12 protein-coding genes are annotated in these 16622 nt (G+C 70.4%); 8 read left to right on the plus strand and 4 right to left on the minus strand.

The window, feature by feature from the left end:
• Positions 1–69: 69 nt before the first annotated feature.
• The gene (locus tag ABZV34_RS33965) at positions 70–909 is read left to right on the plus strand and encodes a peptidoglycan-binding domain-containing protein (RefSeq protein ID WP_356285399.1); all 840 of its coding nucleotides are present in this window, start codon (positions 70–72) and stop codon (positions 907–909) included.
• Positions 906–1907 carry a DUF2690 domain-containing protein gene (locus ABZV34_RS33970; RefSeq protein ID WP_356285402.1) on the plus strand — a complete coding sequence of 334 codons (1002 nt, stop codon included), beginning with the start codon at positions 906–908 and terminating at the stop codon, positions 1905–1907. The genes ABZV34_RS33965 and ABZV34_RS33970 overlap by 4 nt, the downstream gene beginning before the upstream one ends.
• A 254-nt stretch (positions 1908–2161) precedes the next feature.
• Here ABZV34_RS33970 and ABZV34_RS33975 read toward each other — a convergent pair whose 3' ends face one another.
• The 4 genes from ABZV34_RS33975 to ABZV34_RS33990 all read right to left on the minus strand — a co-directional run bounded on the left by ABZV34_RS33975 (position 2162) and on the right by ABZV34_RS33990 (position 7915).
• Positions 2162–3040, minus strand: a complete 879-nt coding sequence (locus ABZV34_RS33975) for a geranyl diphosphate 2-C-methyltransferase (protein WP_356285405.1) — start codon at positions 3038–3040, stop codon at positions 2162–2164.
• 15 nt (positions 3041–3055) lie between these two features.
• Positions 3056–4312: a family 2 encapsulin nanocompartment cargo protein terpene cyclase gene (locus ABZV34_RS33980; RefSeq protein ID WP_356285408.1), complete on the minus strand. Its 1257-nt coding sequence runs from the start codon at positions 4310–4312 to the stop codon at positions 3056–3058.
• 69 nt (positions 4313–4381) lie between these two features.
• Positions 4382–5794 (minus strand): family 2B encapsulin nanocompartment shell protein, encoded by a 1413-nt coding sequence (locus ABZV34_RS33985; RefSeq protein ID WP_356285411.1) that lies wholly within the window; start codon positions 5792–5794, stop codon positions 4382–4384.
• Between the two features lie 852 nt (positions 5795–6646).
• Positions 6647–7915, minus strand: coding sequence for a cytochrome P450 (locus ABZV34_RS33990; RefSeq protein ID WP_356285414.1), 1269 nt, complete (start codon positions 7913–7915; stop codon positions 6647–6649).
• A 222-nt stretch (positions 7916–8137) separates the two neighbouring features.
• Between ABZV34_RS33990 and ABZV34_RS33995 the strand changes: the two genes are divergently transcribed.
• The 6 genes from ABZV34_RS33995 to ABZV34_RS34020 all read left to right on the plus strand — a co-directional run bounded on the left by ABZV34_RS33995 (position 8138) and on the right by ABZV34_RS34020 (position 16492).
• A complete protein-coding gene (locus ABZV34_RS33995; protein ID WP_356285417.1) occupies positions 8138–9835 on the plus strand; it encodes an FAD-dependent monooxygenase in 1698 nt (565 codons plus the stop codon).
• 45 nt (positions 9836–9880) lie between these two features.
• A complete protein-coding gene (locus ABZV34_RS34000; RefSeq protein ID WP_356285420.1) occupies positions 9881–10888 on the plus strand; it encodes an amidohydrolase family protein in 1008 nt (335 codons plus the stop codon).
• Positions 10889–11157: 269 nt separating this feature from the next.
• Positions 11158–11379 carry a hypothetical protein gene (locus tag ABZV34_RS34005; RefSeq protein WP_356285423.1) on the plus strand — a complete coding sequence of 74 codons (222 nt, stop codon included), beginning with the start codon at positions 11158–11160 and terminating at the stop codon, positions 11377–11379.
• A gap of 374 nt (positions 11380–11753) precedes the next feature.
• A complete protein-coding gene (locus ABZV34_RS34010) occupies positions 11754–12980 on the plus strand; it encodes a histidine kinase (RefSeq protein WP_356285426.1) in 1227 nt (408 codons plus the stop codon).
• 155 nt (positions 12981–13135) lie between these two features.
• Positions 13136–14290, plus strand: coding sequence for an aromatic acid exporter family protein (locus ABZV34_RS34015; RefSeq protein ID WP_356285429.1), 1155 nt, complete (start codon positions 13136–13138; stop codon positions 14288–14290).
• Positions 14291–14671: 381 nt separating this feature from the next.
• Positions 14672–16492 (plus strand): ABC transporter ATP-binding protein, encoded by a 1821-nt coding sequence (locus ABZV34_RS34020; RefSeq protein WP_356285432.1) that lies wholly within the window; start codon positions 14672–14674, stop codon positions 16490–16492.
• Positions 16493–16622: the final 130 nt, after the last annotated feature.

Genomic DNA, 16622 nt, shown 5'->3' on the forward strand with positions numbered 1-16622 from the left:
TTGCCCCCCACCTCGCCGCGGCCCGCCCAACTCCAACCCTCCACAGGTCAGTTGGGGGGGGGTTTACCCATGCTTACGGACCCCGGCGAGCTGACTATACGACAGCCCGCGACCAAGACCAGCTACAGCGCCAAGTCGTGGGAGCGGTACCTGGGAGGTACGGCGCTGCCGCCCCAGGAGGCGGTGGAGGAACTGGCCCGGATCACCGGCGCCGACCCCGTCCCCCTGTTGGCGTTGCACGAGATCGCCGTCGACACCTGGGACAGCAGCCGTGCCAGGCCCGTCGCACAGCCGCGGCCCACCGCGCAGGAGCGGCAACGGCCGCGGCAGCAGGAGCAGGAGCAGGAGCAGGAGGAGGAGGGGGAGGGGGAGGAAGGGCAGGAGCGGGAGCAGGGGCTGGGGCAGTCGGCAACACCGACGGCGCCGCGTCCCGGGGCACCGGCCACGCCGATCGCGCCCACGGCACCATCCGCCTCCGGACCGGCCCCCGGCCGCTTCCCGCACATCGCCCTCACAGCAGGCGTCGCCGCCCTGACCGTCGCCCTCTTGGCGACGCTGCTGCTCGTCCTGCGTCTCGACGAGGACGGCACCCCGGCGGCCGTCGCCGCCCCGCCCCGCACCACCGCGGCCTCGCTGCCACCCTCCTACGCATGCCGCATCGCCCGCGTCGACGGCCGCTGGTCGGCAGGCGTCAACAACGGCCGAGACACCGAGATCTCCTACGGGGCCACGGGCGCCGACGTCGCCGAGGCGCAGTGTCTGCTGCGCCGGGCAGGCATCTCACCCGGCGGGATCGACGGCATGTTCGGCCCGCTGACCCTGCGGGCGGTCAAAACGCTCCAGCAGCAGGCGGGCCTGGTCGTCGACGGTATGCTCGGGCCGCGCTCCTGGAAGGCGTTACGCGGATGACCTCAAGCGCACCCTCCCCTTCGGGTGCCCGACTGGCCGCTGTACTCAAGGAGTCGAAGCAGCGCACCGGTCTGAGTCTGGCACAGCTCGCGAACGCGACCACCTTCAGCAAGTCGTCCTGGGAGCGCTATCTCAACGGCAAGAGCTTGCCACCCCGTAGCGCGGTCAAGGAGTTGTGCCGTCTCGCCGGCGAACCCGCCGACCACCCGTTGGCGCTCTTGGACATCGCTCGAACGGACGGGACGGGCAGGGCGGCCGGCACGGACAGGGCGGGCAGGACGGGCCAGGCGGACCGAACGGAGGGCACTGGAACGACGCAGGGGACGCCGGCTGTTCGACAGCGCACCGGCACTCGAACGGACACGCCGGCTTCGGCCCTCGCCATTGCCCCGCCTGACACCGGCCCGAGCGAGACGGTCCCGAGCGAGGCGGTCCCCAGCGACGACGGCCACATCCGCACCAGCCCGACCGGGGGCCAGGCCGGGTACCGGCGCGCAACCGTCCTCACCGCCCTCGCGTCGGTCTGTGCCGTGGTCCTGGGCACGGTCGTGCTCACCCACCTTCCCCCATCGCCACGCGAGAAGGCGTCGCCGTCCCCCACGCCCCCTCCTGCCACCGGGGCGCTCTGCCGGCACACCGCCTGCCGTAACAAGGACCCGATCACGACGAAATGCGCCGCCGACCCGTTGACCCTCGCCGAGCACGAGACCACCACGGGCGCCTGGATCCAGATCCGCTACAGCCGGGAATGCGGCACGAGTTGGGCCCGGATGTGGGGCGCGGCCGTGGACGACCGTGTAGAGATCCGGGCCGCCGGCCGGGACGGCACCCTCCGGGGCGCCCGGGTCACCAGCCGCGACGAGGCCGACACCTACGTCCACACCTCCATGAGCGTGGTGAGCCCCGGGACGTCCGTGCAAGCTTGCTTCAGCCCCGCGGCGGGTGGCGGGAAGGAATGCTTCGAGACCCGCGCGGACCAGGCCGTCTTCACCCCTTGAGACGTCAGGCGTGCTATCCAGGTCCCGGACGTTCCACGGACACCACCCGCCACCGGGCGCTCCCGGATTCGTCGTACGGTCAGCTCAAGGCGGTGCCGCGACCGTTGCGTGCTCCGGCCGCGAACACCGCCGAGGCGGTGCCGTCTCCCGTCCCGGTCTCCCGGCGGGGGACGTGGCACCGCCACGGCGGCGGGATCGGGACCGTCACTTGAGGCCCGTCGTCGCGATCCCCTGGACGATCCGCCGTTGGAAGATCAGACGCGGTCGGCCGCGATCAGGAGGTACTGGAAGGAGCCGTCCTTGTAGGAGTTGATGAACGCCGTCTCGATGCCGGTGACCAGCGAGGACGTGGCACGCAGCTCCCAGTAGGGGAGGGTCTCGGGCGTCAGGTCGATGACGGCCTGCGGTACAAGTCGGTTGTCGGCCATGGCGCGGAGGTACTCCCGGCGGGAGTGGATGTTGCACTCGAAGTGGGCGTTGATCTGGGAGACCCACTTCGACGGCTGACCGTAACGCGGGTTCCAGCAGCCGGTGATGGTCACGTAGCGGCCGCCGACCGACAGGACGCGGGAGTGCTCGGCGAAGAGGTCCTCCAGGTCGACGTACATGCTCGACTCGTTGTTCCAGGAGGCGGCGGCCTGTCCGCTCTCGAGCGGAGTGTCGAGCATGTTGCACACGCGGGCACGGACGCGGTCCTCGACGCCGAGTTCCAGGGCGCGGCGGTTGGCGAACTCCGCCTGCTTGGCCGACAGGGTGACGCCCTCGACGTTGCACCCGAACCGCTGGTGCGCCATGACCATCGAGCCGCCGCGCCCGCATCCGGCGTCCAGGAGGGTGTCGTCACGCCCGATGGGGCCGAGGTGGTCCAAGAGGACTTCGGCCTGCGCCGACTCCAGGCGGTGCAGCTCGGAGATCAGCCTGCTCTCGTACCCCGCGTCTCCGGTGTCCCCGAGGGCGGCACGGTCGACGGCGCCGATGCCGTAGTGGTGGTGGTAAAGCCCGTCCACGTCACCCAGGCGCAGGTTGACGGGCCTCGCCTCGCCGTCCCAGTAGCGGGCGATGTCCCCTTGGTAGGGCGAGGCAGGGCCGGGGATGAACGTGGTCGCGCTGGCGGTGAGTTCGGTGCTGGTCATGGTGGAATCCGCTCCTTACCAAAAGTCGGGCAGGCTGTATCGATAGGTGTTGGACTGGTGCCAGTAGTGGTTGCCGTCGACCCACACGGCCACGCCTCGCAGGAAGCGCAGCACGCTCGGGACAGGGCAGGCGGCCGCCAGGGTGGCGGCTTCGGATTCGAATGTGTGCATGAGGTCGTTGTGGATCTCGACTGCTTTCAGATAGCCGTCCCGGTCGCAGACGCCCTCACGTTCGGCGATCACCACGGGCAGGTTCAGATGTCTGCCCGGGCTCTCGAGCTCCTTGGTGTAGGAGTAGAGGTCGTTCACGATGGTGGTGGCGTTCGAGGCGAGCGCGATGACCCGCTGCATCTCCGGCTGGGCATGCAGGTCCGCGGGCAGCTCGTAGCCGTCGATGGTGTCGGTGATCGTCGGGCAGGGACGGAAGTTGTTGAACTGGCGCATCGCCAGGTACTCCCAGACCTCGGGCACGTGATCCGCCTCGGACCACGCGGCCTCCGCGAGGTAGCCCAGGTGCAGACGTGCCATGTCGTGCCGATAGCGGTCGGCCTGCGAGGGAGTGGCCTGCTGGACGAAGTACTCCATGGCGGAGCGGTAGGCGCGCCGAGGCGCGTCCGACTGGAGCGATTCCGCCCACGATCGCTCGTACTCCCGCGTCGTGAGCAGGGGGTCGAGAGCCGTGTGTGCCAGCAGAAGGCGACTGCCGAGCCCGACCGGTGAGCCGCCATGGTCCTCGCAGTAGCAGTCGTCCAGCACGTTCTCCGCGACCATCAGCCGCGTAGCGATCATCAGCTGGTCGACCGTGGGAGCGTCGGGATGACAGGCCACCATGTAGCGCCCGACGGAGAAGCCGTCGAACTGGTCCTCCCACTCCGGGGGATAGGCCTGGACCTCGTCGACCGCCCACCTCTTGATCCTGCGGCTGACCTCCTCCACCCGAACCGGGTCCGGCTGGGTCACCGGGTGGTGGTAGAGGCCGGGGACCGGCGTGCCCTCGACCGGCGTCTCCGGCTCCCCAGGTGTCGGTGGTTCCTCTCGCCGCGTCAGATGCAGGCCGGCTGTGCCCAGCCCGCTGGGGCCCCGCAGAATCCGTTCCAGGGCGGGGAGCATGGGACCCACCACCACGGCATTGCCCTCCTCGCTGCTCCGTGGGACGAAGTCGCTGGTGGTGCCGCCGTCGGATGCGGACTGGGTGAGGCGGGTACGGGCCCCGACGAGGGCCGCGGCGTCAGCCACGCTCGGCTGCACAGGGGAAGGCCCGGGCTCGGGCATCCTTGGCTCCTTGGTGAAAGGGGAGGGCCTCGCCAGGCCGGGAGACCGAGACAGGTGAACGCGAGCCCTCTAACGGCGACTACGGGCGATCTGCACGTCCTCCAGCACGCCCAGCGCGTCGGGCAGAAGGATTGCGGCGGAGAAGTACGTGGTGACCAGGTACGAGAGGATCGCCTGCTCGTTGATGCCCATGAAGCGCACCGACAGCCCCGGCTCGTACTCCTCCGCCAGGCCGGTCTGACGCAGGCCGATGACGCCCTGGTTGTCCTCCCCGGTCCGCAGGGCGAGGATCGAGCTGGTGTTGTCCTTGCTGATGGGGATCTTGTTGCAGGGCAGGATCGGGACCCCGCGCCACCCCGGGACCTGCTGGCCGCCGAGGTCTACGTGCTCCGGGTAGAGGCCGTAGGCGTTGAACTCGCGGCCGATCGCCGCGATCGTCCTGGGGTGGGCGAGGAAGAATTTGGTGCCGCGGCGCCGGCAGAGCAGATTGTCGAGGTCGTCGGGTGTGGGCGGCCCGGAGTGGCTCTGGATCCGCTGCTTGAAGGCGGCGTTGTGGAGCAGGCCGAACTCGCGGTTGTTGATCAGCTCGTGCTCCTGGCGCTCCCGCAACGCTTCGACGGTGAGCCGGAGTTGTTCCTCCGTCTGGTTCATCGGATCGTTGTAGAGATCGGCGATCCTCGAGTGGACACGCAGGATCGTCTGCGCGACGGAGAGTTCGTACTCCCTCGGGTGGAGTTCGTAGTCGACGAAGGTACTCGGCACCTCGGCTTCGCCGGTGTGACCGGCCGACATGGCGATCTCGGCCTCGCCGTGGTGGTTCTGCCGCCGGAGGGCGAGCGTGCCGAAATGGTGCACATGGGTCCGCAAGCCGGGGGCCGAGGACAGCACGGCCGCGAAGTCGGCGCGGGACAGGGTCAGCAGGGTACCCGCCGTCTGAGCGGTGACGGTGCAGTCCCACCTCGCGTCGGTGTCCACGAGGGCGTTCTCGCCGAAGTGGCCGCCGTCGGCAAGCACGCCGACCGTCACCTCGTCCCCGTACTTGCCGACGGACGTCTGGCTCAGCCGGCCGTGGGCGATCAGGTGGATCTGCTCGGCGGGGGTGTCACGACGGACCAGGACCTCGCCGGCTCGGAAGTCGCGTTGGACGCACCGGCCGGCGATCGCCGTAAGCACGTCGACGTCTTCGAAGCCGCGGAACAGGGACAGCTCACCGAGACGGCGGGGAATCACACGGACGTGGGCACCGTCCTGGACGAACTCGACGCGCCCGTCACCGACGTGGTAGCTCAGCCGGCGGTTCACCCGGTAGGTGCCGCCCTTGGTCTCCACCCAGGGGAGCATCCGCAACAGCCACCGCGAGGTGATCTCCTGCATCTGCGGGGCGGACTTGGTCGTGGTGGCGAGGTTACGGGCGGCCGCGGTGCCCAGGCTGGACTGCCGACGCGGCTCCAGCCCTGATTCCGGGCTGGTCTCAACGGTCATCGAGCGAGATCTCCTTTGCGACGGCGCCGATCGGCGGATGAGCGCCGACCACTGCGTGCGGAAACGGATGGGGAAACTGCACGGAATCCCTCCAGATCCACAGGAACCGTAACGGCCGGTGCGCCCGACTTGCCTGTCGTGGCAATCGAGTTACTTCGAACCAGCGATCTTGCTCCGCGTCGGGTTTATCGGATATCCGGCGATATTCAGACAGCGTGAGTCGGATCCGGCCGACGTCCGCCGGCGGTCGGCGCCCTCGTCGCCGCCGACCCGCAGCGACGGGGCATGGCAGGGAGTTCAAGGCAGGGACAGAACGGGCGCCCGGCGTCGCAGAGTGATCTCAAGCGGGCTACGGTCGTAGGCGCCCCCCGGAGCGCGGCCCGAAACCGACGGCAACTCGGTTGGGTGAAGGAGCGGGCGGTGGGATCACCCTCGCACGTGAGGGGGTCACCGCGGGTTCGCAGCTCCGTAACCACCGGCGGGGTCGCCGGGCCGGCAGCTGTCCGACAGGGGCCCGGCTGGGCGGACGATCACCGGCGGACGGCGGACGGCGGACGGCGGAAGCGGGCGGCAGACGGCAAACGGCCGACGTCGCGTAGACGCGGCCCCGGCCCCGTACGCATCCGGCCGGCCGTTCGGCCTCGGCGTCCAAGAGCCAGGCGGCATCCTGGACGCCGACCGGTGGATCGAACGGCGGGGCTGCCGCGCGCACCGGGGGAGTGCTGCCCGAGCCGTTCGCCATCGCCCCACGCTGTGTGCGACGCATGGGCGGCCCGGTGGCCGCACCCGACCACGAGCCGGACCACGACGGGCAAGCGTGCTGTTCGGCGACGCGCTCGGTCAGCGATGCGTTCAGCCGACGATCCGCTCCGGATCGAGGACCACGGGCAGCTCGGTGAGTCCGCGGAACGCCGGGAAGGGCACGGTCAGCCAGCGCACCTCGTGCGGAGGTACGGCCAGCGTGATCTCGGGATACCGGCGGAACAGCGTGGTGAGCGCGACCTGCATCTCCAGGCGGGCCAGAGACGCGCCGATGCAGTAGTGGGGGCCGTGGCCGAAGGCCAGGTGGGGCTGGCTTCCGGTGCGCGTGACGTCGAGCCGGTCGGGTTCGGCGTACGCCTGCGGGTCGCGGTTCGCGGAGGTGATGGCGATCTGGACGAGGGCGCCCTTGGGGATCACCACGCCGCGCATCGGGATGTCCTCGGTGGCGTGGCGGAAGGTGGAGCTCTCCACCGACCCCTCGTACCGCAGCAGTTCCTCGATGGCCTGCTTCAGGGCATCGGGGCTCGCGAGGGCCGCGCGGTGCTGGTCCGGCTTCGATAGCAGGTGGTACACGGCGTTGCCGATGAGGTATGCGCTGGTCTTGTGACCCGCGAAGAACAGCACCCAAGCCGTGGAGACCAGCTCATGGTCCGTCAGGGCGCCGTCCACGTCCTGAGCCGCGATGAGCGCGCTCATCAGATCGTCGCCGGGCGTGCTGCGCTTGCGCGCCACGAGGTCGACGAGGAAGTCGCGCAGTTTCTCCTCCGCCGCCTCCAGAGCCTTCTTCGCCTCCGGCCCGAATCCGGACTTCGCCACGGTCGCCGCCCACTGGTGGGCGCGCTCGCGCTCGTCCTCCGGCACGCCGAGGAGTTCGCAGATGACCTGGAGCGGCAGCGGGAACGCGTAGTTCGGGAGCAGGTCGATGGACGCGTCGGTCGGGCAGCGCTCCAGCAGGTCCTCGGCGACCTGCTGGATGCGCGAGCGCAGCAACTCCACACGGCGCGGGGTGAAGGCGCCCTGGACGATCCTCCGGAGCCGGGTGTGCTTCGGCGGGTCGGAGAACAGCATGTTGTCGTCGAGCGCGATGGAGGAGTCGCCGAAGATGCGGTGGTAGGCGTCGAGGGCGCCGTACATGTCCTTGCTCAGCCGGGGGTCGGCCAGCGCAGCGCGCGCGTCGTCGTAACGGGTGATCAGATAGGTCTCCACGCCGTGCCGCGGCTGCAGCGGGCACACCGGGGCGGTCTTCCTCAACTCCGCGTACACGGGGTGCGGATTGGCGCGGAACTCGGGGGCGCATCGGGAGGCGGCCGCCGCGGCGTCCGCCGATCCGGGTTCGGTCTGCGTGGGTGTTTGCGTCATGGCCTCGACGGTTCCCGGCGGGCAGCCGCCAGCAAACGTCCTTAGCCCATCCGGGGCTGGGGCGGGACGCGGCGTCGCGATCGGAGCAACAAGAGGTGCGGGTCCCGTGAAGTGCGCGAAGAGTTGATGCCGAATGGAAAGGCCCCGAGTCGCCGTTTCCCAGGGTTGGGGCGTTCGGCTTCGGACGACCGACTTTGACGACAGACGTTAGGGGATCAGCTGATGAGCAGACGAGCCGTGGAATCCGTACCAGTTCTGGTGGTAGGGGGCTCCCTGGTGGGCCTGTCCACGTCGGTCTTTCTCGGCCGCCTCGGTGTCGAGCACCTTCTCGTCGAGCGTCACGCTGCGACGTCCACCCACCCCCGCGGCCGTGGGAACAACCTGCGCACCATGGAGCTGTTCCGGACCGCGGGCGTCGAGCCGGACATCCGTGCCGCGGCGGGCGCCCTGGTCGGGAACGACGGCGTCCTCCAGGTGAAAACGCTCGCCGGCGGCGACGGCCGGTGGATCGTGAAGGCCATCGACAAGGGTCCGTCCCTGTCGCGGATCACCTCGTCCGGCTGGTGTCTGTGCAGTCAGAACGACCTCGAGCCCGTCCTTCTGCGCTACGCCCGTTCCCTCGGCGGCGACATCCGCTTCGGCACCGAACTGGTCTCCTTCACCCAGGACGCGGAAGGGGTGCACGCGGAGGTACGCGACCGTGACAGCGGCGAGACGCGCATCGTGCACACCCGCTACCTCGTGGCCGCCGACGGGCCCCGCAGTCCGGTGCGCGAGCGGCTGGGGATCACCCAGTCCGGACCGGGCGCGCTGTTCCACAACGTGAGCGTCACGTTCCGCAGCAAGAAGCTGCGGGACGTCCTCGGAGACAAGCGCTTCGTCGTCTGCTACATCACCGATCCCGCCGGAGAGGGCGCCCTGCTGCCGGTGGACAACCGCGAGCAGTGGGTCTTCCACACCCCCTGGGCTCCGGACCGGGGCGAGACACTGGAAGACTTCACCGACGCGCGCATCGTCGCCCACATCCGCGCCGCGGCGGGTATCCCCGACCTCGACGTCGAGGTCACCGGCAAGGCCCCCTGGCACGCGGCGGACCGCGTGGCCGACAGCTACGGCGAGGGCCGGGTCTTCCTGGCCGGTGACTCGGCGCACGAGATGCCCCCCACCGGGGCCTTCGGCTCCAACACCGGTATCCAGGACGCCCACAACCTCGCCTGGAAGATCACGGCCGCCCTGCGCGGCTGGGCCGGACCGGGGCTGCTCGACACCTATCAGACGGAACGCCGGCCGGTCGCGGTCGCGACGACCGCCCGCGCTCTGTTCCAGGCGACCGAGGAACAGCACCCGGGATACACCCCGGAGAAGAAGCGCAAGGACGATCCGGCCGACGCGTTGACGGTGGCCCTGTGCTACCGCTACCCGTCGGGCGCCGTCGTCGGCGCCGACCCGGACGCCCCGATCGTGCCCGACCTGTTCCAGCTGGGCGGTGCCCCCGGGAGCCGTGCCCCCCACCTGTGGGTGACCACCCGGGACGGCCGGCGGATCTCCACCCTGGATCTCTACGAACGGTCCTTCGTCGTCCTCACCGGCCCCGGAGGCGAAGCCTGGCGCACCGCGGCCCGCGATGTCACCGCGAGTCTGGGCATCCCGGTGGAAGGCTACGTCGTCGGCGCGGACCATGACCTGGTCCCCGAGGACGGGGCCGACTGGGCGGCGCTGCACGGCACGGCGGAGTCCGGTGCCGTCCTGGTCCGCCCCGACGGCTTCGTGGCATGGCGGTCGCCCCAGCTCGTACCGGACCCGGAACGGGCCCTCACGGACACGCTGATGACGGTGCTTCGCCGCGAGACGCCATCGAACGCCGCGACGGAAGCCGCGGCGGAGCAGTCACTTGCGACGGCATCCGACGCGCGCGTCTGAGTGCCTCCACCTGAACGCCGCTTCTGAACGGAGAAAGAGCCCACGATGACCTCACCCCACCTTTCGTCGTCCGCCCCGGCCGATGACGACGCCCGAACCTCCCGCGTGGACGTCCACCACCACTTCACCGCGCCCGCCTGGCTCGACTGGGCCGAGGCACAGGGCCTGGTCCGGCGCGACAGGCTGCCCTGGTGGACCCGCTGGGACCTCGACTCTGCGCTCGCCCTCATGGACCGAACGGGGATCCGTACCACCGTCATGACCGTGGCCATGCTCGGCCGCATCCAGGAGCGCGGCAAGCGTGAGGAGAGTGCACGGGTCGCGCTGCAGGCGGCGGCGAAAATAGCCGCGGACCACCCCACCCGCTTCTCCTTCTTCGCACCGGTCTTCCTCGACGACCTCGACCTGTCGAGCTGGGCGCTGAAGCACGGCCTCGACGATCTCGGCGCCGTCGGAGTGAGCACCCGCACCAGCGCGGGCGGCGTCTATCTCGGCGACCCCTCCCACGACCGCCTCCTCGCCGAGCTGAACGAACGCTCCGCGGTCATCAGCACGCACCCGATGGACGTACCCGGTGGCCACGCCGACGGGGCGGGTGTCCCGGGCCTGCCGCCGTTCCTGTGCGACTTCCTCATGGACACGACTCGCGCGGCGATCAACCTCATCCTCAACGGCACTCTGGACCGCCACCCCGACCTCACCTTCATCCTCCCGCACGGCGGCGGCTTCCTCCCCTACATGGCGACCCGCCTGGAGCTCTTCAGCAACCACCTCACCCCCGAGATCGAACCGTCCCGGATACGCGACTACCTGCACCGCTTCTACTACGACACGGCGGGGCCCATGTCCCCGTCCTCGACCCCCACCCTCATGGCCACGGTCGACCCCGGCCGGATCCTCTTCGGCACCGACTGGCCGCCCACCCCCGCCCATATCGTCTCCGACGTCGCGGCACCGGCCCTGGACAGCGACCCGGCCATCGCCGGCCACCAGCTCCGCGGCATCAACCGGGACAACGCGCTGCGCCTGATACCTGCGCTCGAATGGGCTTGAGCAGGCCAGGCTCGCGTCCGCGTCACATCCGGCGCGGAGTCATCCCGCCCACTGCGGCGAACGCCTCGACGACAACGCGACGACGAGGCCGCGCTGACCGCGATCCGCCGCACGATCACTGAGCATCCGAGCCGCCGCCACGGGACGATCATCCGTGGCGGCGGCTCGCGTCCGTTGTTGGGGCGCTGACGAGTGAGGACCTGCGCCACCTGCCCCAGGCTCTCGATCACGCCAGCCCCTCCCGCGGTTCCCGCCGCTCCCGCCGCATCGTGCCGCAGAACGTCAGCCGGTCCTTGGCCGTCATCGTCGGCCTGATGCCACCGGCCCTGCTCGGCGTCCTCGACCTGGCCGCTGTGGCCGCCGTGGTCAGCGTGCACGAGGTCACCGAGATCGTCAGCGTCGCCCACGGTGTACGGGCCGGCCGCGCCAGGCCGCCGTTCCCCGCCCCGGCCATCTCAGCCCGCACCTGGACCGGCCGGGCCGTCCCCTGACCGGCGAGCCGACGGCCTGCCGCCTCGTCGGCGGGGGCCTGAACCGCATCGTGTACGCCGCGTAGGCCGAGGACCTCGGTCCGCTCGACCTCACCGCCCGCGTCCGGGCTCTCCGTCGTCGGCCCCCTGGAAACCGTCCGGTCGGGCGGGCCCGGACAGGGGTGCGCGGCAGCATCCGGACACCGGCCCACGAGCCCTTCCGCCAGACCCGACGGAACCGACGCTCACTGCCGTAGAAACGGTCTCGTCGCCGCTCATCACTCGAAGAGGTCAACTCCCGCCGGAGTGGTGCGGGGCCGTGGGTGCTGGGAAAACCAGCCGCGGACCGCTTTTGCCGGCGAGCAGCGCGCGGGCGGTATCCCTACGGTGGTGCCATGGCGGTGAGTATCGGTAGCAGGCCAGGTCATGGCCTCCGCAGCAGGTCCTTCGACGTGGCGGTGGCGCTGGGGCTGTTCGTGCTGTCCGTCGTGGCCGCCTCCATCATTCCGCGCGAGCATCGCTTCGACCTGAGGTGGCCCGCTGTCCTGCTGGCGGCGGTGGGCTGCTTCGCGCTGCCGTGGCGGCGCCGGTACCCCTTCGGTGTAGCGGTTTTGGCGGTCGGTTGCGGGGCGGCGTTCCAGGTACTCGGGTTCCGCGAGAGTCCGCTGGTGACGAGCCCGGTCATCGTGTCGGTCTACTCGGTGGCCGCGTTGACCGACCGTCGTACCGCCTGGGGCGTCGCGGCGGCTTCTGCCGCCGTACTGGTCGGGGCCGAGGTGGTGTACGAGCCGGGTTCCTGGCTGCAGCCCGGCAACGTCGCGATGCTGGCCTGGACGGCGCTGCCGGCGGCGGTGGGGGACGGGGTGCGCTCGCGCCGTGCCCATATCGCGGCCGTCGAGGAACGCGCGGAACATGCGGAGCGGACTCGTGAACAGGAGGCACGGCAGCGAGTGGCGGCCGAGCGCGTCCGGATCGCCCGTGAGCTGCACGACATCGTCGCCCACAACATTGCCTTGATCAACGCTCAGGCCGGCGTCGCGGCCCATGTGGGGAGGGACCGGCCCGAGCAGATCCTCGCCGCTCTCACGGACATCCAGAAAGCGAGCCGGTCCGCGCTGGACGAACTGCGCGCGACCGTGAGCCTGCTACGCCAGTGCGACGATGCCGACGCGCCGCGAGATCCGATTCCGGGCCTGGCGCAGCTGCCGGCCCTCCTGGCCTCGTTCGAACGCGTCGGTCTCCACGTCCTGTGCACCCGGAACGGATCCGCCCATCCGTTGACGCCCGCGGTCGATCTGGCCGCCTACCGCATCGTCCAGGAGGCTCTGACCAATGTGCGCAAGCACGGCAGTGCGGACAAGGCCCGGCTGCACCTGGCCTTCGGACGGCAGTGCCTGACGATCACTGTCGAGGACGACGGCTGCGCGATCCCGTACGGGCCGCAGCAGGGTACGGGCCATGGCCTGATCGGCATGCGGGAGCGGACGGCCAGCGTGGGCGGGAATCTCATCGCGCGACCGCGGCCCGAGGGCGGCTTCACCGTGATCGCTGAACTTCCCCTGCGTTCCGCCACGGCGGAGAGCGGTGCGACGGCGGACGCGCTGCCGGAGAGCCGGACCTGACGATCCCGCGTTCCGCTCCCCGGTGGCCGCCTTCCGGACCGCCCCCAGACGCCGTGCCCCCGCGGCTTCCCGGGCACTCCACGGCGGGCCGGACCTCATCGACCGTGGCGGACATCATGCTGTAAATAACGACAAAAGCTGTCACTCTCGAGGCCATGCAGGATTCCATTGTCTTGCCGGGGTACTCCCTGGCCAAGGCGGCGGGGTCGGCACGTCACCTCACCGACCGGTTGCGCGGCAAGCGGAGCAGCCAGGCGGTGTACGGCGTCAAGACCCTGGCCGCGACCCTACTCACCTGGGGTGCGGTAGCCCCGTGGTCCCCCGGGGGGCACCCCTACCTGGCCGTCACGACCGCCCTGCTCGCGGTGAACGCCTCCACGGTGTACCGATCCGTGACGCAGGCGGCTCAGAACATGGTCGCGAGGGTCGCTGGGCTCGTCCTCGCCCTGGTGACCGCCCGGCTGCTGGGATCGACCGCGGGCGGCGTCGTCGCCATCGTGGTCGTCGCGGTCCTGGCGGGCCCTCGCCGTTCCACGGACGACCGTGTGCAGATCGCCTCCACCGCGCTCATCGCACTGGCCGCCAGCGCGGCCGACCCTGTGGGCAGCCTGGTGTCCCCTGTGCTCCAGACCCTCGTCGGCGCGGCCGTCGGCGTCGCCGTGAACGCCTTCGTCCTGCCTCCGCTCTACCTGGACGAGTCCGACGCCGCCGTGCGCGGCCTGGCCCACGACATGGGAAGCCTGCTGCGGGACATGGGTTCAGGTCTGGCCCAGCGACACCTCACCGTCAAGGCCCACACCTGGCTGCACCAAGCGCGTCACCTGGAAGAACGCTTCACCAGCGCGGAGGAGGAGGTGCAACGGGCCGACGAGAGCCTGCGCTGGAACACTCGGTGCGTCGCGCACGCGCGTTGCGAGGACCTGACGTACGCCGATGCGTTCGGCGCCCTGCGCGGGGTGTCGTTCCAGGTCCGGGGGATCGCGCGGACCCTGGCGGACAACGCCCACAACGAGCACGCCGACCACCACCTGGGGCAGCAGTTCCTCGACCGCTACGCGAAGACCCTGCGGTTGGCCGGAGACGCCGTCCAGGGATTCGCCGGGCCGCGCGCGGCCGTCGGCCCGTCGGGCACGGCTCCCCGCGGGGAGCTCCGTGAAGCGATCGACGAAGCGCAGGCCTGGCACGACGCCATGACCGACCTGATCGGCGGGGGCACCCTCGTCAAGCCGGGTGCGTGGTATGTCTACGGCTCGCTCATGACCGACGTGGAACGGCTGCTCGCCGACCTGGACCACGTCGGCGCGCACTGAATTCCGGACTCCTACCCTCGGTGCTCGATGCCCTCGTCGACGCCGGCGCCCCGAGTCGGCGGGTCCGTCTGTGCCGGCAGGGTCGTCCGTGCCGATGGGGCGGCCCGAGTGGCGTGGGCTGTCGAATCGGCCGAGAAAATGCTTGGACCGGGCGCCCACCCGCGCGGGACACTGTCGATAACGGAGCGTGTGGGTGCGATCGCCCGCAGTCATCGTCTGCGTTCATCGGCGTGGGGCCGCCGTCCGCCACGGGCGTGTGGCGCGCCCGAGGGCGACGTCCCCAGGCGCACCGAAGCTCCGTACGACCGTCCGACCACGCGACAGTGCCCCGCCGCCGCGGCAGGCGAGGGGGGATGTCGTACGACATCACGGGGGTGGGGAATGGGATTGCTCGCACCACGCAAGTCTTTACCGGGCAAGGGCCCGGTTGTTCTCGCACTGCGCTACTACACCCGGGAACTGACCCGGCGGCGCCGGCTGACGGCGCCCGCGCTGCTGCTTCCCGCCGTCGGCAACATCGGAATCAGTTACATCGCCCCACTCATCGTCGCCAAACTCGTCGGCCGGATCGCCGACCACCCCGCAACCACCGTCCACTCCACGCTGCCGTACGTCCTTTGCTTCGCCGGCGTCCTGCTGGTCTCGGAGGCGTTCTGGCGTATCGGGCTGCACTGTCTCAACCGGCTCGACGCCCGCGGCATCGAGCATCTGTACGTGATCGGCTTGGACGAACTGTTCGCCAAGGACGCCGCCTTCTTCCACGACAACTTCGCCGGATCGCTGACCAAGCGGGCCCTGAGTTTCGCCTCTCGCTTCGAGGAGTTCGTCGACACCCTGACCTTCGCGGTCGTGGGACGGTTCGTCCCGCTCGCCTTCGGCGCGGTGGTGCTGTGGCGCTACGCGCCCCTTCTCGTCGTCGGGCTCCTCACGATGATCACCTTGACCGCGGTGTGCGTCGTCCCTTTGATCCGTCGCCGTCAGTCGCTCGTCCGCCAGCGCGAGGAGGCGATCGCCCGGGTGTCGGGCCACGTCTCCGACAGTCTGATGAACATGGACACGGTCAGGGCGTTCGCCGCCGAGGAGCGGGAGGCCGCCGAACACCGGTCCCGCGTCGCGGAGTCACGGCGCCTCACCCTGAGGTCGTGGGACTACGGCAACCTGCGCATCGACACCCTGGTCGCGCCGATGTCCGTGCTGACCAACGTCCTGGGCCTGCTGCTGGCCGTGGCGCTGGGCGGAGGCGAACTCGGCGTGGAGGCGGTCGTGGTCGCCTTCACGTACTACAGCAACGCCACGCGGATCATGTTCGAGTTCAACCAGATCTACCGGCGCCTGGAGAGTTCGATGACCGAGGCGGCGCAGTTCACCGAACTGCTGCTCACCTCGCCGACCGTGCTCGACCCGCCCTCACCGGAGCCCCTCCGCGCCCATGCCGCCGACGTCCGCTTCGAACGGGTCAGCTTCGCCCACGCGGGCGCGCGCCCCCTCTTCGAGGGACTGGATCTGGCGGTGGCCGGCGGATCGAAGATCGGACTTGTCGGCCGGTCCGGCGGCGGCAAGACCACGCTCACCCGTCTGCTGCTGCGGATGACGGACGTCGACGCCGGCCGCATCCTGATCGGCGGGCAGGACATCAGCAGACTTCGCCAGGCCGACCTGCGCGGCACCATCGCCTATGTCCCGCAGGATCCGGCGATGTTCCACCGCACACTGCGGGACAACATCGCCTTCGCCCGGCCGGACGCCACGGACACCGAGATCCGGCGCGCGGCCGAGGCGGCACACGTCACCGAGTTCAGCGACGCGCTGCCGGACGGATTCGACACCATCGTCGGCGAGCGCGGGGTCAAGCTGTCCGGCGGACAGCGTCAGCGGGTCGCCCTCGCCCGCGCGATCCTGCGTGACGCGCCGATCCTGTTGCTCGACGAGGCGACCAGCGCCCTGGACTCGGAGAGCGAACATCTCGTCCAGGAGGCCCTGTGGCGGCTGATGGACGGCAGGACGGCGCTCGTGGTGGCGCACCGGCTGAGTACGGTCGCCAAGATGGACAGGCTCGTCGTCATCGACCGTGGACGGGTCGTCGAACAGGGCACCCACCAGGAACTGCTCACCGCGGACGGCGCCTACGCGAAGTTGTGGCAGCACCAGTCCGGCGGCTTCCTCGACGACAGCCCGCCCCCGAGAGCCAGGTGGTCCGGCTGACCCTTGGCCGAAAGCGTCCTGCCGCCCCGGTCGCACGGTCCACCGGGTGGCCGCCGACGGGGACGATCTCAGGGTCGAAGGCGCCGGGCGCGACGGTCGTCGTGGTCGCCGAGGTTCGCCAGGGGGAGCG

Source organism: Streptomyces sp. NPDC005195 (assembly GCF_040608315.1).
GTDB lineage: Bacteria > Actinomycetota > Actinomycetes > Streptomycetales > Streptomycetaceae > Streptomyces > Streptomyces kaempferi.